This is a genomic window from Pseudomonas sp. Marseille-Q8238 (assembly GCF_965111915.1).
On sequence record NZ_CBCOPI010000001.1, the window covers coordinates 4,295,795 to 4,315,677 of the forward strand.

Consider the following 19,883-nt stretch of genomic DNA (forward strand, 5'->3'; position numbering starts at 1 on the left):
CGCGGCGATCAGCGGCCGCGTAGGAAAAGCTTGTCCAGGTCATCCATCCCCAGCTGCGTCCAGGTCGGACGACCATGGTTGCATTGGCCACTGCGCTCGGTGTGCTCCATATCGCGCAGCAGCCCGTTCATCTCGGGAATGGTCAATCGCCGATTGGCGCGCACTGCGCCATGACAGGCCATGGTTGCCAGCAATTCGTTCAGGTGCGCCTGGATACGGTCACTGGTGCCGTACTCGAGCAGGTCCGAGAGAACATCCCGGACCAACTGAGTGGACTCGGCCTGTTTGAGCAACACCGGCGTCTGGCGGATCGCCAGGGTTTCCGGGCCGAGACGCTGCAACTCGAAGCCCAGCCGCTGGAACCAGTCGGCATGCTCCTCGGCGCAGTCGGCCTCACGCTGGCTCAGCGCAATGGACTCCGGAACCAAGAGCGGCTGGCCGCGCAAGCCTTCACTGGCCATGGCGGTCTTCAGGCGCTCGTAGGTAATACGCTCATGCGCGGCATGCATGTCTACCAGCACCATGCCCTGGGCATTCTCGGCAAGAATGTACACGCCTTTAAGCTGAGCCAAGGCATAGCCCAGAGGAGGGATGTCGCCCTGTGTATCAGGCAGCGAAGCCGCCGCAGGCTCGGCCAGCGGTGAAAAGTACTCACGGTATACGCCCTGCGACTCAGCCGCAGGGAATCCAGACTCACTGCGCGGCGCCTGATAACCAGCGCCAGGGGAGCGCCAGACAGAAGCCTGCACCACCGGCACTTGCTCCAGCAGATTGGCCGCCAGCCCCATTTCACCCTGCGGGCCGAATTCGCCGGCAGCCTGCCCACTCGGGCGTACCATCTGGCTGATCGTTGCCGGAGCGGCCAACTGATCCTCCGGCCGCACCTCACCCAATGCGCGATGCAAGGTGCCATAGAGGAAGTCATGCACCATGCGGCCATCGCGAAAGCGCACTTCGTGCTTGGTCGGATGAACGTTGACGTCCACCACCGCCGGATCGATCTCGAGGAACAGCACGAAGGTCGGGTGACGGCCATTGAACAGCACGTCCCGATACGCCTGACGCACGGCATGGGCGACCAGCTTGTCGCGCACCATGCGCCCGTTGACATAGAAATACTGCAGATCCGCCTGGCTGCGCGAGAAGGTCGGCAGGCCGACCCAGCCCCACAAACGCAAGCCACTGCGCTCGATCTCTATCGGTAGAGCCTGCTCGAGAAACGCCGGACCACAAACGGTGGCGACACGCCGCGCACGGGAAATCTCATCCGGCGCCTCGTGCAAGGCAAACACGGTCTTGCCGTTATGCCGCAAGTGGAAAGCCACGTCGAAACGCGCCAATGCCAGACGCTTGATGACTTCCTGCAGGTGATCGAATTCGGTTTTCTCGGCCCGCAGAAACTTGCGCCGCGCCGGGGTATTGAAGAACAGGTCGCGGACTTCCACCGAGGTGCCAACCGGGTGCGCCGCCGGCTGCACTCGCGCCTCCATGTCGCGGCCTTCGGTTTCCACCTGCCAGGCTTGCTCGGCATCGGCAGTGCGGGAAGTCATGGTCAGGCGCGCCACCGAACTGATCGAAGCCAGCGCTTCACCACGAAAACCCAGGCTCATCACGCTTTCCAGGTCTTCCAGCTCGCGGATCTTGCTGGTGGCATGGCGAGCCAGGGCCAGCGGCAGGTCGTCGGCCGGGATGCCGCCGCCATCGTCGCGCACTCGCAGCAATTTGACGCCACCCTGCTCGACATCGACATCGATACGCCTGGCACCGGCGTCCAGGCTGTTTTCCAACAACTCCTTGATCACCGACGCCGGGCGCTCGACCACCTCGCCCGCAGCAATCTGGTTGGCCAGCCGCGGACTCAGCAGCTGGATGCGCGAACCGCCACTCACGGCTGGGCCGCCAGGGCAGTCGCCGGAATACTCAGCACCTGCCCCACCTTAATGGTGTCGGTCTTCAGCGAATTGGCACTGCGCAAGGCTGCCAGGCCAACTTGGTAACGCTGGGCGATCAACGCCAGACTCTCGCCCGAGGTCACCACGTGCTCACGAGGCCCCGGAGCGATCCGACCCGCATCACGCTGCGAAGCGATATAGGTACCCGGCGGCGGATTCTGATGGAAGAACTGCCGCACACCGGTGGTGATCGAGCGTGCCAATGCCTGCTGATGGCTGCTGCTGGCCAGCTTCTTGGCTTCATTCGGGTTGGAGATAAAGCCCGTCTCAACCAGGATCGACGGAATATCCGGCGACTTCAGCACCATGAACCCGGCCTGCTCCACGCGTCGCTTGTGCAGGGGTGTGATGCTGCCCATGTGGCTCAGCACCTTTTGCCCGACATTCAGACTGGAGGACAACGAGGCGGTCATCGACAGGTCGAGCAACACCCCGGCCAGCATGCGGTCCTTGTCATCCAGGCTGACGTTGCCGGCCCCGCCGATCAGGTCGGACTGGTTCTCGCTATCGGCCAGCCAGCGCGCGGTTTCCGAGGTCGCGCCGCGCTCGGACAGGGCAAACACCGACGCGCCAAATGCCGAGGAACGCGGCGCGGCATCGGCGTGGATGGAAATGAACAGGTCGGCGCCCTTCTTGCGGGCGATCTCGGTACGCTTACGCAGCGGAATGAAATAGTCCCCCGTGCGCACCAACTCGCCACGGAACCCTTTCTCGGCATTGATCTGCCGCTGCAGTTCCCTGGCGATCGCCAAGGTCACGTTTTTCTCGAACACGCTGCGGTTAGGCCCAAGGGCGCCCGGGTCTTCGCCGCCATGGCCCGCATCGATGGCAATCACGATATCGCGCTTGCCACCCGGCACAGGCGGCAGCTTGGTCGCGGTAGCGGGCACAGAAGGCGGTGGCGTGACGGGCGCGACCACCGGCGGAGTCGGCGTGCCGCTCTGTGCGCTGCCGGCCGCCGCCGTGGTGGTCGAGTTGACCGCAGCCGACACATCATCGAAAAGGTCCACAACCAGTCGATTGCCGTACTGCTGGTTGGGCGCCAGGGTGAAACTCTTCGGCGAAACCATGGCCGACAGGTCCAGCACCAGACGCAAATCGGTAGGCGTACGTTGCGCCGAACGAATGGCGGTGATCGGGGTATTGCTCAGGGACAGCTGGTCCAGCCGCGTGGCCAGTTGTGCACCACTGACATCGATGACCAAGCGATTGGGGGCGGTCAGCGTGAACACGCTGTGCTGCACGGGACCGGAGAGGTCGAAAACCAGGCGCGTGTTGTCCGGCGCACGCCAGAGCCGCACGCTGCGCACCTCGGTCGCGGCCAGCACGTCGGCGGTCAGCGCCACCAAGATCAACCCCACCGTGCTCAATAGCGCACGCATGCGCATAGCCTTCCCCACTTTTATTAGACAGATTCTTGTATGGCCGCACACCACGCATCGGCGCGAGCGCTATGCGGCTGTAGCAGCAATGTACGGCCAGCGTCTCGCGGGCTAATGGTAATGTCCAGGTCGGCCTTTGGCAAAACGCCCGCGCCACGTTGCGGCCACTCGATCAGGCACAACGCACGGCCATCGAGGTAGTCACGGATGCCGAGAAACTCCAGTTCCTCCGGATCGGCCAGACGATACAGGTCGAAGTGATAGACCTGTTTGTCACCCAGCTCGTAGGGCTCGACCAGGGTGAAGGTCGGACTCTTCACTGCGCCTGAATGCCCCAGGCCACGCACGATGCCACGCGACAAGGTGGTCTTCCCCGCCCCCAGATCACCATGCAGATAAATGATACCTCGCCCCTCGGTCAGGGCCGCCAGGCGTGCGCCCAGCACCAGCATGGCCTCTTCATCGGCGGCATACAGGTTCAGTTCAGGCATGGCGAATGAGTCTCCAGTAATTCTCGAATGACAGGGGCCAGATCACTGGCCACCAGACCGCGACCGCCTGCCCCGAGTAACTGCCCGGCACTCGCATGCAGCCAGACACCCAGCGCCGCTGCCTCGAAAGCCGGCAGCCCTTGTGCCCGCAGTGCGCCAATCACACCGGCCAGCACATCACCAAATCCCGCGCCGGCCATGGCTGGATGACCGCGATCACACAGCAGCAAGCGCCCATCCGACGCGGCGACCAGGCTGCCGGCGCCCTTGAGCACCACCACGGCCTGATAGCGACTGGCCAGTGCGATGGCCGCAGCAGGTCGATCCGCCTGCACCGCATCAGTGCTGCACCCAAGCAGACGGGCCGCCTCGGCAGGATGTGGCGTCAACACCGAATCCGTTGGCAACTTGACCACACCCGCCGCCAAAAGATTCAGCGCGTCGGCATCCCAGACCTGTGCAATCGGGCTCGCTGCCGCGGCGCTGAGCAAGCTCCTCCCCCAGGATGCCTGGCCCAGACCGGGGCCGACCACCAATACATCCGCCCGCTCACACTGCCCAGCCAACTGGTACGTCGACTCGGTGGCCGTGCACATCACCTCGGGATGACGCATCAGCGAAGCCGCTACATGCTCACCACGGGTCGCCAGCGACACCATGCCCGCGCCACTGCGCAACGCGCTTTCGGCAGACAACAGCGATGCCCCGCCAAAACCACGATCCCCGCCGATGACCAGGAGATGACCGAAACGCCCCTTGTGACTGATGCGCGAACGCGGAGCCAGCGCCGGCACGACCTCCCCAGCCAGACGTATCGCCGTATACGCCTGCTGCGCGACCTGCTGCGGATCAGCCTGCAAGTCATCGAACTGCAGCGCCCCTACCCAGTCAGGCGCATCGCCGGTGAGCAGGCCCAGCTTCAACCCGATAAAGGACAGGGTGAGATCCGCCCGCACCGCCTGCTCAGCCACCACACCGGTGTCGGCATTCAGACCTGACGGAATATCCACCGCCAGCACCGGCAGGCCGCTGGCATTGATCCGCTCGATGGCCTCGGCATAGGGCAGACGCAGCTCGCCATGAAACCCAGTACCCAGCAATGCATCGACCACAACGCCCCACAGCGTGCTGTCAGCGCGCAATGGCTCGATCACCACGCCCGCTGCCTGCGCCTGTGCGTATGCCTGCGCGGCATCGCCCCGAAGCTGCGCCGGCTCGCTGACCGTCAGCACCTGTACCGTCCAGCCCGCACGCTGGGCCAGTGCGGCAAGCAGGTAACCGTCCCCGCCATTGTTGCCCGCGCCGGCCAGCACGGTGATCGCACCCACCTGCGACCAGCGTTGTTGCAAGGCACGCCAGAGCGCCTGGGCAGCGCGCTGCATGAGTTCGAAGCCCGGTGTACCCGCGGCGATCAGGCGCGCATCCAGCTCACGCACCTGTGCGGCGGTGTACAAAGGCAAAGGTAAAGAAGCGGCGTCGAGCGACATGGTTCGGTGATTCCGGCGAGGTCTGGCAGAATTATACGCACCTCGCCTCCGGTTGCCCTGACATGCACGCCAATTCTCCCGATCTCGCGCACCTGGCGCAGTCCATCAAGGACTGGGGCCGCGAGCTGGGCTTTCAGCAGGTCGGCATCACCGATGTGCAACTGGGCGAGCACGAGCAGCACCTGCAGCGCTGGCTGGACGCCGGCTATCAGGGCGAGATGGATTACATGGCCGCCCACGGCAGCAAGCGTGCCCATCCGGATGAGCTGGTACCCGGCACATTGCGCGTGGTGTCCTTGCGCATGGACTACCTGCCCGGCGATACGCGCATGAGCGAATGCCTGGCCCAGCCGGAAAAAGCCTACGTTTCGCGCTACGCCCTGGGTCGCGATTACCACAAGCTGATCCGTAAACGCCTGCAACAATTGGCCGAGCGCATTCAGCAAGCCATCGGCCCATTCGGCTATCGCGCCTTCGTCGACAGCGCGCCGGTACTGGAAAAGGCCATCGCCGAACAAGCCGGGCTCGGCTGGATCGGCAAGAACACCCTGGTACTCAACCGCAAAGCCGGCAGCTGGTTCTTCCTCGGCGAGCTGTTCGTCGACATGCCGCTGCCGGTGGACACCGCCCACGGCACCGAACACTGCGGGCGCTGTACGGCCTGCCTGGATATCTGCCCGACCAATGCGTTCGTCGGCCCCTACGTGCTGGATGCGCGGCGCTGCATTTCCTACCTGACCATCGAGTACAAGGGCAGCATTCCGCTGGAGCTGCGCCCGCTGATCGGCAACCGCGTATTCGGTTGCGACGACTGCCAACTGGTCTGCCCATGGAACCGCTTCGCCCGCCCCACCGACCAGCATGACTTCCAGCCGCGCCATGGCCTCGACAACGCCGAGCTGAGCACGTTGTTCTTGTGGAGTGAAGAAGAGTTTCTCAGCCGTACCGAGGGTTCGCCCCTGCGCCGCGCCGGCTACGAGCGCTGGCTGCGCAACCTGGCCGTCGGCCTGGGCAACGCCCCATCGAGCATCCCGGTACTGGAAGCGCTACAGGCTCGCCGCGACTATCCGTCGGAACTGGTCCGCGAGCACGTCGACTGGGCCTTGCAGCGCCACGGTCAGGCATGAAAAAGCCCGCATCGCGCGGGCTTTCTTGAACGACTCAAACCTTGAGGAAATGCTCGCGGTAATAGCGCAGCTCGGCGATCGACTCGCGGATGTCGTCCAGCGCCTGGTGCGTGCCTTGCTTCTGGAAGCCGTCCTTGACCTGTGGCGCCCACAGGCCGGCAAGGATCTTCAGGGTCGACACGTCCAGATAACGGTAGTGGAAGTAGGCTTCCAGATTCTGCATGTAGCGATAGAGGAAGCGACGGTCCTGGCCGATGCTATTACCGCAGATCGGCGACTTGCCCTTGGGCACCCACTGCTCGAGGAAGGCAATGGTCTGCGCCTCCGCCTCGGCCGGACCGATGGTGCTCTCGCGCACGCGCTGGGTCAGGCCACTTTCGCCATGGGTCCGCGTGTTCCACTCGTCCATGCCTGCCAGCAAGTCGTCGCTCTGGTGCACGGCGATCACCGGGCCCTCGGCGAGCACATTGAGATCACTGTCGGTGACGATGGTCGCCATCTCGATGATGACGTCCTTGTCCGGCTCGAGACCCGTCATTTCCAGGTCGATCCAGATCAGGTTATTGGGATTTTGCGGCATGAACGAACACTCCTGAATAGTGCGCGACAGTTTAGCAGCGCTCAGCGTCGCCAGATCAGCAATCGGCCCTGTCGCCAGTCATGCAGTTCGATGACCTCATCGGCCGGCACGCCGGGAACCGCGAATGTATTGCTGATCAGCAGGCTGCCAGGGCGCATCTGTCCCTGTACCTTGGCCCACAACTTGGCCATGGGTGCCGGCGACAGAAAACAGTACGCCACATCGTAGGGCGCCAGGTCCTCGTGCCACAGGCTGCGGTAGCGTACCTGGCAATTACGCCGCGGCAGGCAGCGCAGCCAGGCGCACAGGAACACCAGCGGCGCGGTTTCCACCCCGATCAAGCGCGCCTGTGGGTAATCACGTGCCAGGTGCACGAGCGTACCGCCTAGGCCGCAGCCCAGGTCGACAAGGCGAAAGTCCGCAGGTTGGTCAGCCAGGTACTCACTTAGGCGCCGCCGAGCACGCGCACCGCTCAGGTACAGCGGCACCTGCTCGCGAACGCTGTTCCAGTTGATCAGCAGCAGGAACAGGAAGGCACCGAAAAACCAGGCGGACGGCAATTCGCGTGCCTGCAAAGCCAGCAGCGCCGGAACAAAGGCAAGGTTGAGCAGCAGCCACCAGCGGCGCAACCCTAACCACTGGCCAATACCAGCGGCACACAGCCCTTGCAACAGAGCTGCCAGCCATAACGGCGCGCGCCAACCTGCCAGCTGCAGCAAGACGATTAACATCAGCGCCACGACAGCCAGCGCCAGTATCTGGGCAAACAAGGCGCGTACAGCCGGGTAACGCACGCGCAGAAAATCAAACATGAAAGTGATCCACAACCATCGAGCGCGCCCAGTTGTACCAGCCGGAACGGGCGCTCGCCAGCGCGTGCTAAACTCGCCGCCGTTTCACTCACCCCGGAAAGGTCATGGCCAAACGCCAACTTACACGCCGCCAGAGCTGGCGCATCGACAAGGTTCAGGAAGAGCGCGCCGCGCGAGCTGCCAAGCGCGAGTCACGCCTGCAGGATGAGCTGGAAGGGGGCGACCTGGGCCCGGAGCAAACCGGCCTGGTCATCGCCCACTTTGGCGTACAGGTCGAGGTCGAAGCGCTGGAAGGCGAGCTGATCGGCCAGACACGTCGCTGCCATCTGCGCACCAACTTGCCGACGCTGGTCACCGGGGATCGCGTGGCCTGGCGTGCCGGCAATCAGGGCAACGGCGTGATCGTCGCTCAATTGCCACGCACCTCCGAGCTGTGTCGACCGGACATGCGCGGCCAACTCAAGCCCGTGGCTGGTAACGTCGACCTGATTGTCATCGTCTTCGCCCCGCTGCCGCACCCGCACGCCAACCTGATCGACCGTTACCTGATTGCCGCCGAACATGCCGGCATCCAGCCGCAGCTGCTATTGAACAAGGCCGACCTGATCGCCGAGGACAATGTCGAGCACCTCAACACCCTGCTCACCACCTACCGCCAGCTCGGCTACCCCCTGCTGGAAGTGTCGGCCCATGACGGTGCCGGCATGGACGCGCTACGCGCACGCCTGGATGGGCACGTCAGCGTGTTCGTCGGCCAGTCTGGCGTCGGCAAGTCCTCGCTGGTCAACAGCCTTCTGCCGGGCGTCGACACCCGCGTCGGCCCGCTCTCGGAACTGACCGGCAAGGGCACACACACCACCACCACCGCACGCCTGTTCCATTTCCCGGGCGGCGGCGAGCTGATCGACTCCCCCGGTATTCGCGAATTCGGCCTGGCCCACGTCAGCCGTGACGATGTCGAAGCCGGCTTCATCGAGTTCCGCGACCTGCTCGGCACCTGCCGCTTCCGTGACTGCAAGCACGATCGGGAGCCCGGCTGCGCGCTACTCAAGGCTCTGGAAGACGGACGCATCCAGCCACAACGTATGGCCAGCTATCGCCACATTCTTTCCAGCCTCGCCGAACCGGACTACTGAAAACGACAAGGCCGCGATCACCGCGGCCTTGTGCCTGTAGCGGTAGCGCTTACTCTTTCGGCTCGTCGAACTGCAACGCGCCCTGCTCGAAGATATTCATCTTCTGCCGCAACTCACGTGGCTGCATAGGCGCATCGGGCGTAGCCGGCGATGGATCACCCGGCACTGCGTCCCCCTCATCGGCAGGCGCACTATCACCACCCTGCTCGCCCTCGATGGTGCGCTGCGCCTTTTTGGTCAGCACGATGATGTCAATGCGGCGGTTGACCGGATTGAGAGGGTCCTTGCGGTCGAACAGTGCCGAGGAGGCATAACCAACGACACGCGCCACACGCTCATCCGGATAACCGCCTGCCACCAGAGTGCGGCGCGCCGCATTGGCACGGTTGGCCGAGAGCTCCCAGTTGCCGAACTCGCCCGTACCGGCGAACGGCTTGGCATCGGTGTGACCACTGACACTGATCTTGTTCGGCACCGCCTTGATGGTGTCCGCGAGGATCAGCAGGATATCCTCGAAATAGGGCTGTAGACGCGCACTCCCCAGATCGAACATCGGCCGGTTCGCGGCATCCATGATCTGGATACGCAGGCCATCCTGAGTAATCTCGAAGAGAATCTGGTCCTTGAACTTCTGCAGCTGCGGGTTCTCGTCGACCTTGGTCTGCAGCTCCTGCAACAACATTTCCAGGCGCTCGCGCTCGATCTGCTCGGCGAGTTGCTCGGCCTGCTTGGCATCGACGTCCTGCATGTCATCCACCGAATCGACCGCCGACTCCTGGGCAGAAGGCGCGTCTTTCAATTCGGGGTTGAGGGTGCGATCAGGGGCCGGCGTGGGCGTACCCCCCAGATCGATCACATAAGGGCTGGCGCTTTCGGTGTAGCCGATGGGGTCCTGAAAGTAGCCGGAGATGGCCTTCTTCTGTTCAGGTGTCGCCGATGACATCAGCCAGAGCACCAGGAAGAACGCCATCATTGCGGTAGCGAAGTCGGCGAAAGCAATTTTCCAGGCGCCGCCATGGTGGCCTGCAGCCGTCTTCTTGACGCGCTTGACGATGATCGGCTGGTTGTTTTCCATCGCCGTCAGTTACCGCGCATCGCCTGTTCGAGCTCACTGAAACTCGGTCGGTGTGCGGGGTACAACACCTTGCGCCCAAACTCCACCGCCAGAGTTGGCGGCATGCCGGAAGCAGAGGCGACCAGACAGGCCTTGATGGCTTCGTACACGTTCAGCTCTTCCTTGGCATCATGCTCCAGGCTGGCCGACAGCGGACCAAAGAATCCGTAGGCAGCGAGAATACCGAGGAACGTCCCCACCAGGGCCGCGCCCACATGCTGCCCCAGAGCCGCCTGCTCAGCCTCGCCGAGCATCGCCATGGTCACCACGATCCCGAGTACCGCCGCCACGATACCGAACGCGGGCATGCCGTCGGCAATCTTGGCCACCGCATGGGCCGGGTGCTCCAGATCCTCCTTGAGGCTGGCGATCTCCATGTCGAACAGACCTTCCAGCTCATGGGGCGCCATGTTGCCGGACGACATGATGCGCAGGTAATCGCATACGAATGCCGTCATCCGCTCATCCTTGAGAATGCCGGGGTACTTGCTGAAGATCGGGCTGGCACTAGGCTCTTCGATATCGGCCTCGATGGCCATCATGCCCTCACGGCGACTCTTGTTGAGAATCTCGTAGAGCAGTTTGAGAACCTCGAGGTAGAAGGTGTGATTGAAGCGCGAGCTGAACATGCTCAGTGACTTCTTCATGGTGTGCATGAATGCACTGCCCGGGTTTGCCTGCAGGAATGCACCCAGTGCAGCACCACCGATGATCAATACCTCAAAGGGCTGGATCAGGGCGGCAATCTTGCCGTGGGATAGCACATAACCACCAAGCACACTGGCGATTACGACGATGATGCCGATGATTTTTGCCATGGATATGAACTTGAGCAGCCAGTCGGAAGGGGTGGATAAAAACAACCCTTCTATTTATCGGAAGTATTGCGCCAGACTATAGCCAGTTCCGCTGAAAATCCAGTTTGGCCACACGCCCATGCCCAGTACAAAGCCCGTGCCACACACTCTCGATGCCTGGATAAAGGAACTGGACGGCGTCCGTTTGCCGGTCGCAGTCAGCCAGCGGGAACAGATACGCCGCGCCCTGATGGACAGTCGCCGGTCATTGCGCGAACTCGCCGAACAGATTCAGGATGTCCCGACGATTGCCCTGGCCCTGCTACGCGCCGCCAACCGCAGCAACAGCGGTTTCAACGAGCCGGCCGAGAGCCTGGAAATGGCGCTCAACCGCCTGGGTCTGAAACAGGCAGAGGCACTCGTCACCCAACTGGATGCCATTCCCGACGAGCAGATACCCGTTGCCCTGCAGCAACTGCAGCTGATCAGCCGACATGCCTCGCAACAGGCCAGCGGCCTCTTTGCCGGACGCCTGGCGCGCCTCTGGCAGGAAATCCACTGGGGCAGCCTGCTGTTTCTCGCGCCGCTGTGGCACCTCGTGTATGCCCACCCGGACTTTTTCGATACCTGGGAGCAACACGTACTGGGCAAGGGCAAACCAGCGGCATCCCTGGAGCGAGAGCTGCTCGGTGTGCCCTTGCTGGAGCTGTGCCTGGCACTGGCACGCCACTGGCGCCTGCCGGACTGGATCGTCCAGGGCTATCGCGTGCTGGTCGAAGACCGCCGCCTGCTGGTCAAGGCCCTGCACATCGCCCACGACAACGAGCACCCTCTTCATCAACAGCAGCAACTCGATGCCGATCCGACGCTGCGTCGCTGGCTGACACTACCCGCCAACAGCGTGGTGCTGGCCAACGGCCTGGCCATCTCGGCACACCATAACTGGAGCTGCCCACACACGGCCCGCTGGCAGCGCCTGACAGGCCTCTACCTGCAGGCACCGCTGGGGGAAACACAACAGTTGATCCATCAGCAGGCAGCGCTGAGCGCCCGCCTGCACGCCAAACCCGGGCTCTGGCACCCCGCTATCGCCCTTGTCTGGCCCTGGGACGCCTGCCGACTGAGCGTGTCTGTACGCGCGCCCACGAAAGCCGAACCCGGCCTGTGGAAGGAACAGTGCGCCCGCCTGCTGGCGACACCCTCCCCGTTTGCCAATGTCCTGCAGCTGACCGACTGCGCGCGCTCGGCTCTCGCAGCCAGCGGCCTGTCCCGCATCCTGCTGCTGCTCGCCGACCGCACCCACACGCGCCTCAGCACCCAGCAGGCAGCCGGTCTTCCTGCCCATGCCATACAACTGCAATTGGACCCGAACCACAGTCAGGTTCTACGCCGCCTGCTCGCCCAACCAGGGCAACTGCACCTGACACCCGCCAACACCGCGCAGTTTTCCGCGCTACTGCCAGGCACACTCAAGACGCTGTTCGCGGGTGAAAACCTGCTGCTACGTTCACTAGCGACCAAAGGCCGCGTGGTGATGCTGGTGATCGCCGATCAGCAAGGCGCCCCCATCAGCGATATTCGCCTGCAGGCATTCAGTAAAACCGTGCAATGTATTGAGCGCGCCCTCGTTACGTTCACTCAACGCCAAGCCTAGCGCGGCAAGCAATCACGCCAGAGCCTGACACACCGCCATGCAGCGCAGCGGGCGTTGAACAGTCGCCTGGTCTTTCCGCTACAATCCGCCCTTTGCGTATTTCCAGAGGCCACCATGTCTGCCTTCGCCACATTGCCGCTGGTCATAGAACCTGCCGACCTGGCTACCCGCCTGGGCGCACCCGAGCTGATCCTGGTCGATCTGAGCCCGGCAGCCCGCTACGCCGAAGGACACATCCCCGGCGCGCGCGCACTCGACACCAAGCGCACGCAGGCCAGCCTTCCGGCACCCGGCCTGGCCCCAGGCAAAGACCAACTCGAAGCGCTGTTTGGCGAGCTAGGCCATCATCCCGATGCGGTCTACGTGGTCTATGACGACGAAGGCGGGGGCTGGGCCGGACGTTTTATCTGGCTGCTCGACGTGATCGGCCATCGCCATTACCACTTTCTCAATGGCGGGCTTCAGGCCTGGCTCGGAGATGGCTATAGCGTCACTCAAGACGTCCCGCCTGCACTCTCGCGCAGCGTGAACCTGACACTGCACGACGAGCCCACTGCCAGCCTCGACTACCTGCAAAGCCGTCTGGGCGCTGACGATCTCGCCATCTGGGATGCCCGCTCGCCAGCCGAGTTCAGTGGTGGAAAGGTACTGGCCAGCAAAGGCGGCCATATCCCTGGCGCAGTCAATTTCGAGTGGACCGCCGGCATGGACACCCAGCGCCAGCTACGCATTCGTAACGACCTGGCTCAAGCACTTGGGCAACTTGGCATCACGCCAGACAAGGAAATCATCACCCATTGCCAAACCCATCGCCGCTCAGGGTTTACCTACCTGGCCGCCAAGGCGCTTGGCTATCCGCGGGTCAAGGCCTATGCCGGCTCCTGGTCCGAATGGGGTAATCACCCCGATACCCCGGTCGAGCACTGAGCTCCGCCGTCTGCAAGGAAATTCGATGAAAGATCGCCTGTTTATCCTCAGCCAGTACCTGCTGCCTCACCATCTGCTGTCGCGCCTGATCGGCTTTGCTGCCGAATGCCGGGCCGCCTGGTTCAAGGACCGCCTGATCGGTTGGTTCGCCAAGCAATACCAGGTCAACATGAGTGAAGCTCAGGTCGAAGACCTGACTGCCTATGAGCACTTCAACGCGTTCTTCACCCGCGCCCTGAAGGATGGCGCTCGCCCATTGGACACGACACCAGGCACCATCCTCTGCCCCGCCGACGGCGCCGTCAGCCAGCTCGGGCCTATCGAGCAAGGGCGTATCTTCCAGGCCAAGGGCCACAGCTACAGCGTACTGGAGCTGCTCGGTGGAGACGCCGAAGTTGCTGCACCGTTCATGGGTGGGGATTTCGCGACCATCTACCTGTCGCCAAAGGATTACCACCGCGTGCACATGCCCCTGGCTGGCACGCTGAAAGAAATGGTCTACGTCCCTGGCCGCCTGTTCTCGGTCAATCAGACCACCGCCGAGAACGTGCCAGGCCTGTTCGCCCGCAATGAGCGCGTCGTCTGCCTGTTCGATACCGAGCGCGGCCCCATGGCTGTGGTATTGGTGGGCGCGATGATCGTAGCCAGCATCGAGACCGTCTGGGCCGGCCTGGTCACGCCACCCAAGCGGCAACTGAAAAGCACCCGCTACGACGAAACCGCACGAGCGCCGATCAGCCTGGAGAAAGGCGGCGAACTCGGTCGTTTCAAGCTAGGCTCGACTGCCATCGTCTTGTTCGGCCCTCAGCAAGTACAGTGGGCAGAAGGCCTGGCCGCCGGCAGCCCGGTGCGCATGGGTGAAGCACTGGCCGCTCCACGGCAGAATTGAGCAGCAGTCGACCGGCGCCAGTTCCTGGCGTCGGTCAACACACTACCCAGGCCCACTGTCACCCACCGAATTGCACGACTCGCACCACGCGTCATGTCAATTTGACATCACCGCATTTCACGCGTACCAATTCCGACCTAAACTCAACACGCCACCCGCGGAACATGGGCACTGATCACGGGTCAGATGCACCACGCCGACCCAGGCTATCCATCAGCTGCACCACTGCTGCGATACTGTTAGAGTTCCGAAAAATATCGAGCTGGCGAGCCTCTGGCACGAATCAGCCGCGCCTCACGGACCACACTTATCAGCATGGATAAACAGAGCCCGCATCTACATTTGCGTGTCCCGATTCCCGACAAACAGGGCCTGTCATTCTGTGATGCCAGCCCGCGCGATTTGAAACGCTGGATCGCCGGCCTCCCCAAGGCCAACATCGGCGAGACTGCACGCCAGCTGTATCAAAGCCTGGTCGAGCTCAATCAACTGATCACCCCAGCAGAGAACCGCCTGCAGCTACTCGAGCTCCTGCGCCCGGAGGTCTACTTCGTCTGCCGCAACCTGGAACGGCACTTTCTCAACCAGTCCATCGTTCTGGATGAGCGTCCACGCAAAGTCGCCAACCTGTGCCAGGCCCTGCAAAACCACCTGGCCATTGGTTACAAGCTGATCATCACCCGCGAAGTGAACCGTTTCAGCAAGGACCGTGCGACGATCCTTGCCGTTGCCCTGCAACGCGCCAGCCATAGCCTCTACGGCCCACTGGTGCGCGCCAGCCAACTGTACTGTCCGATTCCAGAAGGGCTATGGCTGGAACTGCACCAGCTCAATCTGATTGCCCAACAGTACGACCTGGGCCGTACCCAGGTACGCGACAGCCTGGCGCACAACGGCAAGAGCCTGAGCTCCGAGCAGACCTACCTGGCAGCCTTGTTGCTGGGCTGCGCTCGCTGCAACCAGCTTCGCCAGAACGCCATCGCCCGCCTGGCCGAGGCACTGGAGGACTGGAGCGCACTCGTCACGCTGCAACCCGCTGAAGCCTCCAGCAGCCTGTTCATCATCGCGCCTCTTCAGGATGGCCCTCCTCGCTACAAGTCCCTGTTCAAGGACAGCGACCTGCACCCCATGCTGGGACTCGATACACAAGCGCTGGTCGACACCATCAAGGAATACCTGCTGCTGCCACCCGAGAGCCGTGACGCACAGCGCCTATCCGTCCCTGAAAACATGAGCGTCGACCTGCTGCAACACGTGGAAGCCGCCTGGGGGGATATCTCCGAGCGCACGTTTTCACGCAGCACAGGCAGAGGCAGCCTGACGCTGTGCATCGGCATGAGTGCCGTGCATTTCTATCTGGGCGGGCAAAAGACCTTCAGCGAACTGCTCAAACACCCCGAAGTGCCAAAAACTGCGCAGTTCAAGCCGATCAGCAAAGACCAGTCGGACATCTGGTCGAATGCTTTCGACGCACAACCCAACAACACCTGGGAAAACGGTCTGCCTTTCGAGACAATTCAGTACAAGCGCACCCAACCTGGCGAAGAAGACAAGAGCGAAGAGAAAACGGAAACCTACCCGCTATTCGAACTGAGCATCGTCAACCACAGCCCTGGTGGTTACTGCCTGAGCTGGCCCAAAGATGTCCCGGGGCAGTTGCAAGCAGGCGAACTGCTTGGCGTTCAGGACACACCCGGCCAGGCCTGGAGCGTTGCAGTCGTGCGCTGGGTACGCCAAGTACGTGGTGGCGGCACGCAGATGGGCATCGAACTGATCGCACCACAGGCACAACCCTGCGGCCTGCAACTGCTACGCAAGAATGAGCAGAACAGCCACTACCTGCGCGCGCTGCTGCTACCCGCTATCAGCGCCATTTCGCGGCCACCGACCCTGATCACGCCACGGCTGCCCTTCCAGGAAAGCAACAAGGTCAGCATCAATCTGAATGGCCAGGAACTGCGCGCGATCCTGAGTCGTCGCCAGACCAGCACTGGCAGTTTCAGCCAGTTCGAATACCGCAAACTGGACCAGGACACCCCACCTGCTGGAACCTCCGTCACACCCCGAAGCAGCACCAGCCAGGACGGCGATGAAGACTTTGACTCACTCTGGAAGTCGCTGTAGATTGCCAGAACCGAGCTTTTTCCGCCTTTTGCGCCTCTATTTCGGCGCTGTTCAAGCAAGTACTCATGGCCATCGAAAAAAAGACTATTAGGCTGCTGATCCTTGAGGATTCGCAAAACGAGGCCGAGCGACTGGTCAGCCTCTTCCGTAACTCCGGGCACGCCACCCGCGTTCACCGCATCACTTCCAGTGACGACCTGCTCGAAGCCCTGCAACAGAGCTGGGATCTGCTGATCAGTGCGCCAACCAGTGAAAACCTCGATCCTAACGAAGCCATCTCGGCTATCCGGCGCCTGGCCAAGGACATACCCGTCATCCGCCTGATCGACGGCAATGATTCCGATGACATCACCGAAGCGCTGAGCCTCGGCGCCCAGGATGCGCTGCCGCTTGGCGAGGATGAGCGCCTGATCCTGGTCGCCAACCGCGAGCTGACCAACCTGGAGGAGCGCCGGGCTCGCCGCGCCGCCGAGGTTGCCTTGCGCGAGTCGGAAAAACGCTGCCAGCTACTGCTGGAAAGCTCCGTGGATGCCATCACTTATGTTCACGATGGCATGCATATCTATGCCAACCGCGCCTACCTCCAGCTATTCGATTACGAAGATGCCGACGAACTGGAAGGCATGCCGATGATCGACCTGATTGCCAGCGAAGATCAGGCTGCTTTCAAGGACTTCCTGCGCAACTACTCCAGCACCGACGGCAGCGCCGAACTGACATGTGGCGGCGTCAAGGCCGATGGGCAACGCTTCCAGGCGCGCATGGGCTTTTCCCCGGCCACCTATGACAGCGAACCCTGCATCCAGGTGGTGATCCGCGCCGAAGCCGACAACGCCGAGCTGGAAGAACGCCTGCGCGAAATCAGCAGCCAGGATCTGGTCACCGGCCTGTTCAACCGCACACACCTTCTCGAACTGATGGATAGCGCCGCACAGCGCGCGATCACCACCGGTGAGGTCGCCACCCTCGCCTACATCCGCCTCGACCGCTACTCGCACCTGCTGGTTGAAGTTGGCCTGGCCGGCATCGATATTCTCCTGACCGATCTCGCCGGCCTGTTGCGCAAGCACTTCCCTGCCGAAGCCCAACTGGCACGTTTCGGCGATGACGTGTTCGCCGTCCTGCAGCCCGGCATCGCCCCGGAGCAATCCACCGAGCGCCTGCACAGCCTGCTGAAAATCGTCGAAAGCCATCTGTTCGATGTCAGCGGCCGTACGGTTCAGGCCACGCTATCGATCGGCGTCGCCGGCCTCAATGAAACGACTGCCAAGGCCCAGGAAGTGGTGGATCGCGCACACCGCTGCGCCGACGAGTTGGCGGACGGCAATGCGCTCAAGCTGTACAACCCCGCCGACGAACTGGCTGCGGCTGCCAGCCGCGGCAACCTGGTCGCCATGGTCCAGCAGGCGCTGGACAACAACAGCTTCCGCCTGTTGTTCCAACCGATTATCAGCCTGCGTGGCGATAGCGACGAACATTACGAAGTCATGCTGCGCCTGCTCAGCCCACACGGTGAAGAAGTCCCAACCGGTGACTTCATCGCTGCGGCGCGTGACTCCGGCCTGGCCGAGAAGATTGATCGCTGGGTCATCCTCAACGCGATCAAGCAGCTCGCCGAACATCGCAGCAAAGGGCATCAGACCCGCCTGTTCGTGCACCTGTCCGCCAGCAGCCTGCAGGATCAGACCTTGCTGCCATGGCTCAGCGTCGCCCTCAAAGCCGCGCGCCTGCCTTCGGATGCGCTGGTATTCCAGCTCAACGAGACCGATGCGATCGCCTACCTCAAGCAGGCCAAATCACTGGTCCAGGGGCTCGCAGAGCTGCACTGCAAAACCGCCATCAACCAGTTTGGCTGCGCACTGAACCCCTTCAATACACTCAAGTTCCTCAACGTGGACTTTGTGAAGGTCGACAGCTCCTTTGCCCAGGACCTGGCGCAAGCTGAAAACCAGGAAGCCCTCAAGACATTGCTGGCCAGCCTGCATGCCCAGGCCAAGCTGACTATCGTGCCGCACGTTGAAAGCGCCAGCATTCTGGCCACACTCTGGCAGGCCGGGGTCAACTACATCCAGGGGCACTACCTGCAGGGCCCCAGCCAGGCAATGGACTATGACTTCTCCTCTGGAGATGAGTAGCCCCATAAAAAAACCGCCGAAAGGCGGTTTTTTTATGTCTGCTCAACGGCTCAGTCGCGGCCATCGCGATCGCGGAAGCCCAGCAGATAGAGAATGCCATCCAGCCCAAGCGTAGAGATCGCCTGCTTTGCCGACTGCTTGACCAGCGGCTTGGCCCGGAATGCCACTCCGAGCCCGGCTAGCGCGAGCATTGGCAAGTCGTTGGCGCCATCGCCGACGGCAATGGTCTGCTCCAGACGCAATCCTTCCTTGGCCGCCAATTCACGCAGCAGGTCCGCTTTGCGCTGAGCATCGACGATGGGCTCAACCGCCACGCCAGTGACCTTGCCATCGACAATCTGCAACTCGTTGGCGAATACGTAATCGATGCCCAGCCTGGCCTGCAGTTGCTTGGCGAAATAGCTGAAGCCGCCCGACAGGATTGCCGTCTTGTAGCCCAGGCGCTTGAGTTCAGCGAACAACACCTCGGCGCCTTCGGTCAAACGCAGCGAGGCGCCGATATCGGCCAGCACGGTTTCCGGCAAGCCTTGCAGCAGCGCCATGCGCTCCTTGAAGCTGGCACGAAAATCCAGCTCGCCACGCATCGCCCGCTCGGTGATCTCGGAGACCTTTTCGCCCACACCATAGGCCTTGGCCAACTCATCGATGACCTCCGCCTCGATCAGCGTCGAGTCCATGTCGAATACGGCCAGGCGACGGTTGCGGCGGAACAGCGAGTCGCGCTGGAACGCAATGTCGACGTTCAGCTCCTGGGCCACGCTGAGAAACTCGGCCTGCAGCGCCGCCGCGTCAGCCGGTTCGCCGCGCACTGAAAACTCGATACAGCCCTTGCCCTGATCGTCCGGCATGTCCAATGGCATACGCCCGGACAGACGATCGATATGGTCGATATTGAGGCCGTACTTGGCGGTGATCGAACTGACCCGCTGCAATTGCTCGGCAGTGACCTTGCGGGTCAGCAGGGTGACGATGTAGCGCGGCTTGCCCTGGCCACCGACCCACTGTTGATAGTCCGATTCGGAAACCGGTGTGAAGCGCACCTGCTGGTCCAGCTTATACGCCGTGAACAGCACGTCCTTGAGTACCGAGGAGGCTTGTTCGGTATCGGGAATTTCAACCAGGATGCCAAACGACAGGGTGTCGTGAATCACCGCCTGGCCGATATCGAGGATGTTCACACCACCCTGGGCCAGCACACCGGTGACGGCCGCAGTCAGTCCCGGGCGATCTTCCCCGGTGATATTGATCAGGACGATTTCGCGCAAGGCGTTCACTC

Annotated in this window: 16 protein-coding genes; 7 read left to right on the forward strand and 9 right to left on the reverse strand. The window is 62.5% G+C overall.

The annotated features are described in order from the left end of the window. Nucleotides 1–8: 8 nt before the first annotated feature. From mutL to ACWPW0_RS19840, 4 genes are read right to left on the reverse strand one after another with little or no spacing between them, the layout of a single operon-like run. Nucleotides 9–1,889: a DNA mismatch repair endonuclease MutL gene (mutL, locus tag ACWPW0_RS19825; RefSeq protein ID WP_447594345.1), complete on the reverse strand. Its 1,881-nt coding sequence runs from the start codon at nt 1,887–1,889 to the stop codon at nt 9–11. After that, on the reverse strand, nt 1,886–3,340 hold the full coding sequence (locus ACWPW0_RS19830; RefSeq protein WP_454256287.1) for an N-acetylmuramoyl-L-alanine amidase: 1,455 nt from the start codon (nt 3,338–3,340) through the stop codon (nt 1,886–1,888). Before ACWPW0_RS19830 ends, mutL begins: the two co-directional genes overlap by 4 nt. 17 nt (nt 3,341–3,357) lie before the next feature. Further along, the gene (gene tsaE, locus ACWPW0_RS19835; RefSeq protein ID WP_454256288.1) at nt 3,358–3,825 is read right to left on the reverse strand and encodes a tRNA (adenosine(37)-N6)-threonylcarbamoyltransferase complex ATPase subunit type 1 TsaE; all 468 of its coding nucleotides are present in this window, start codon (nt 3,823–3,825) and stop codon (nt 3,358–3,360) included. Next, nucleotides 3,813–5,312, reverse strand: coding sequence for an NAD(P)H-hydrate dehydratase (locus tag ACWPW0_RS19840; protein WP_454256289.1), 1,500 nt, complete (start codon nt 5,310–5,312; stop codon nt 3,813–3,815). Before ACWPW0_RS19840 ends, tsaE begins: the two co-directional genes overlap by 13 nt. Before the next feature lie 62 nt (nt 5,313–5,374). Between ACWPW0_RS19840 and queG the strand changes: the two genes are divergently transcribed. Beyond that, complete coding sequence (gene queG, locus ACWPW0_RS19845; RefSeq protein WP_447594353.1) at nt 5,375–6,439, forward strand: tRNA epoxyqueuosine(34) reductase QueG; 1,065 nt, start codon at nt 5,375–5,377, stop codon at nt 6,437–6,439. Between the two features lie 34 nt (nt 6,440–6,473). Here queG and orn read toward each other — a convergent pair whose 3' ends face one another. Together orn and ACWPW0_RS19855 are read right to left on the reverse strand one after the other, a co-directional pair. After that, nucleotides 6,474–7,019: an oligoribonuclease gene (gene orn / locus ACWPW0_RS19850; RefSeq protein ID WP_454256290.1), complete on the reverse strand. Its 546-nt coding sequence runs from the start codon at nt 7,017–7,019 to the stop codon at nt 6,474–6,476. A gap of 41 nt (nt 7,020–7,060) precedes the next feature. Beyond that, nucleotides 7,061–7,831, reverse strand: a complete 771-nt coding sequence (locus ACWPW0_RS19855) for a class I SAM-dependent methyltransferase (RefSeq protein ID WP_454256291.1) — start codon at nt 7,829–7,831, stop codon at nt 7,061–7,063. A 104-nt stretch (nt 7,832–7,935) separates the two neighbouring features. Here ACWPW0_RS19855 and rsgA point away from each other — a divergent pair, with 104 nt between their 5' ends. After that, nucleotides 7,936–8,967: a small ribosomal subunit biogenesis GTPase RsgA gene (gene rsgA / locus ACWPW0_RS19860; RefSeq protein ID WP_454256292.1), complete on the forward strand. Its 1,032-nt coding sequence runs from the start codon at nt 7,936–7,938 to the stop codon at nt 8,965–8,967. 49 nt (nt 8,968–9,016) lie between these two features. On the opposite strand, the gene motB is transcribed toward rsgA, so the two are convergent. Further along, a complete protein-coding gene (gene motB / locus ACWPW0_RS19865; RefSeq protein WP_454256293.1) occupies nt 9,017–10,042 on the reverse strand; it encodes a flagellar motor protein MotB in 1,026 nt (341 codons plus the stop codon). 5 nt (nt 10,043–10,047) lie between these two features. Next, nucleotides 10,048–10,899 carry a flagellar motor stator protein MotA gene (motA, locus tag ACWPW0_RS19870; protein WP_447594363.1) on the reverse strand — a complete coding sequence of 284 codons (852 nt, stop codon included), beginning with the start codon at nt 10,897–10,899 and terminating at the stop codon, nt 10,048–10,050. Nucleotides 10,900–11,017: 118 nt separating this feature from the next. On the opposite strand from motA, the gene ACWPW0_RS19875 reads away from it, so the two are divergent. From ACWPW0_RS19875 to ACWPW0_RS19895, 5 genes are all read left to right on the forward strand, one after another. Next, nucleotides 11,018–12,532 (forward strand): HDOD domain-containing protein, encoded by a 1,515-nt coding sequence (locus tag ACWPW0_RS19875; RefSeq protein WP_454256294.1) that lies wholly within the window; start codon nt 11,018–11,020, stop codon nt 12,530–12,532. A gap of 114 nt (nt 12,533–12,646) precedes the next feature. Further along, nucleotides 12,647–13,459, forward strand: coding sequence for a rhodanese-like domain-containing protein (locus tag ACWPW0_RS19880; RefSeq protein WP_454256295.1), 813 nt, complete (start codon nt 12,647–12,649; stop codon nt 13,457–13,459). Nucleotides 13,460–13,484: 25 nt separating this feature from the next. Then, on the forward strand, nt 13,485–14,348 hold the full coding sequence (gene asd, locus ACWPW0_RS19885) for an archaetidylserine decarboxylase (RefSeq protein ID WP_454256296.1): 864 nt from the start codon (nt 13,485–13,487) through the stop codon (nt 14,346–14,348). A gap of 315 nt (nt 14,349–14,663) precedes the next feature. Further along, nucleotides 14,664–16,472, forward strand: a complete 1,809-nt coding sequence (locus ACWPW0_RS19890) for a molecular chaperone (protein ID WP_454256297.1) — start codon at nt 14,664–14,666, stop codon at nt 16,470–16,472. 65 nt (nt 16,473–16,537) lie between these two features. After that, entirely contained in the window at nt 16,538–18,607 is a 2,070-nt protein-coding gene (locus ACWPW0_RS19895) for an EAL domain-containing response regulator (RefSeq protein ID WP_454256298.1), read from the forward strand. Nucleotides 18,608–18,657: 50 nt separating this feature from the next. Here the strand turns inward: ACWPW0_RS19895 and serB are convergent, their stop codons facing one another. Next, nucleotides 18,658–19,872 (reverse strand): phosphoserine phosphatase SerB, encoded by a 1,215-nt coding sequence (gene serB / locus ACWPW0_RS19900; RefSeq protein ID WP_447594375.1) that lies wholly within the window; start codon nt 19,870–19,872, stop codon nt 18,658–18,660. Nucleotides 19,873–19,883 lie beyond the last annotated feature (11 nt).

What these genes read in the sequence shown, in the direction of transcription:
- ACWPW0_RS19830 (WP_454256287.1), bottom strand. Translation starts at nt 3,340, where the DNA reads ATGCGCATGCGTGCGCTATTGAGCACGGTGGGGTTGATCTTGGTGGCG.
- tsaE (WP_454256288.1), bottom strand. Translation starts at nt 3,825, where the DNA reads ATGCCTGAACTGAACCTGTATGCCGCCGATGAAGAGGCCATGCTGGTG.
- ACWPW0_RS19840 (WP_454256289.1), bottom strand. Translation starts at nt 5,312, where the DNA reads ATGTCGCTCGACGCCGCTTCTTTACCTTTGCCTTTGTACACCGCCGCA.
- queG (WP_447594353.1), top strand. Translation starts at nt 5,375, where the DNA reads ATGCACGCCAATTCTCCCGATCTCGCGCACCTGGCGCAGTCCATCAAG.
- orn (WP_454256290.1), bottom strand. Translation starts at nt 7,019, where the DNA reads ATGCCGCAAAATCCCAATAACCTGATCTGGATCGACCTGGAAATGACG.
- ACWPW0_RS19855 (WP_454256291.1), bottom strand. Translation starts at nt 7,831, where the DNA reads ATGTTTGATTTTCTGCGCGTGCGTTACCCGGCTGTACGCGCCTTGTTT.
- rsgA (WP_454256292.1), top strand. Translation starts at nt 7,936, where the DNA reads ATGGCCAAACGCCAACTTACACGCCGCCAGAGCTGGCGCATCGACAAG.
- motB (WP_454256293.1), bottom strand. Translation starts at nt 10,042, where the DNA reads ATGGAAAACAACCAGCCGATCATCGTCAAGCGCGTCAAGAAGACGGCT.
- motA (WP_447594363.1), bottom strand. Translation starts at nt 10,899, where the DNA reads ATGGCAAAAATCATCGGCATCATCGTCGTAATCGCCAGTGTGCTTGGT.
- ACWPW0_RS19875 (WP_454256294.1), top strand. Translation starts at nt 11,018, where the DNA reads ATGCCCAGTACAAAGCCCGTGCCACACACTCTCGATGCCTGGATAAAG.
- ACWPW0_RS19880 (WP_454256295.1), top strand. Translation starts at nt 12,647, where the DNA reads ATGTCTGCCTTCGCCACATTGCCGCTGGTCATAGAACCTGCCGACCTG.
- asd (WP_454256296.1), top strand. Translation starts at nt 13,485, where the DNA reads ATGAAAGATCGCCTGTTTATCCTCAGCCAGTACCTGCTGCCTCACCAT.
- ACWPW0_RS19890 (WP_454256297.1), top strand. Translation starts at nt 14,664, where the DNA reads ATGGATAAACAGAGCCCGCATCTACATTTGCGTGTCCCGATTCCCGAC.
- ACWPW0_RS19895 (WP_454256298.1), top strand. Translation starts at nt 16,538, where the DNA reads ATGGCCATCGAAAAAAAGACTATTAGGCTGCTGATCCTTGAGGATTCG.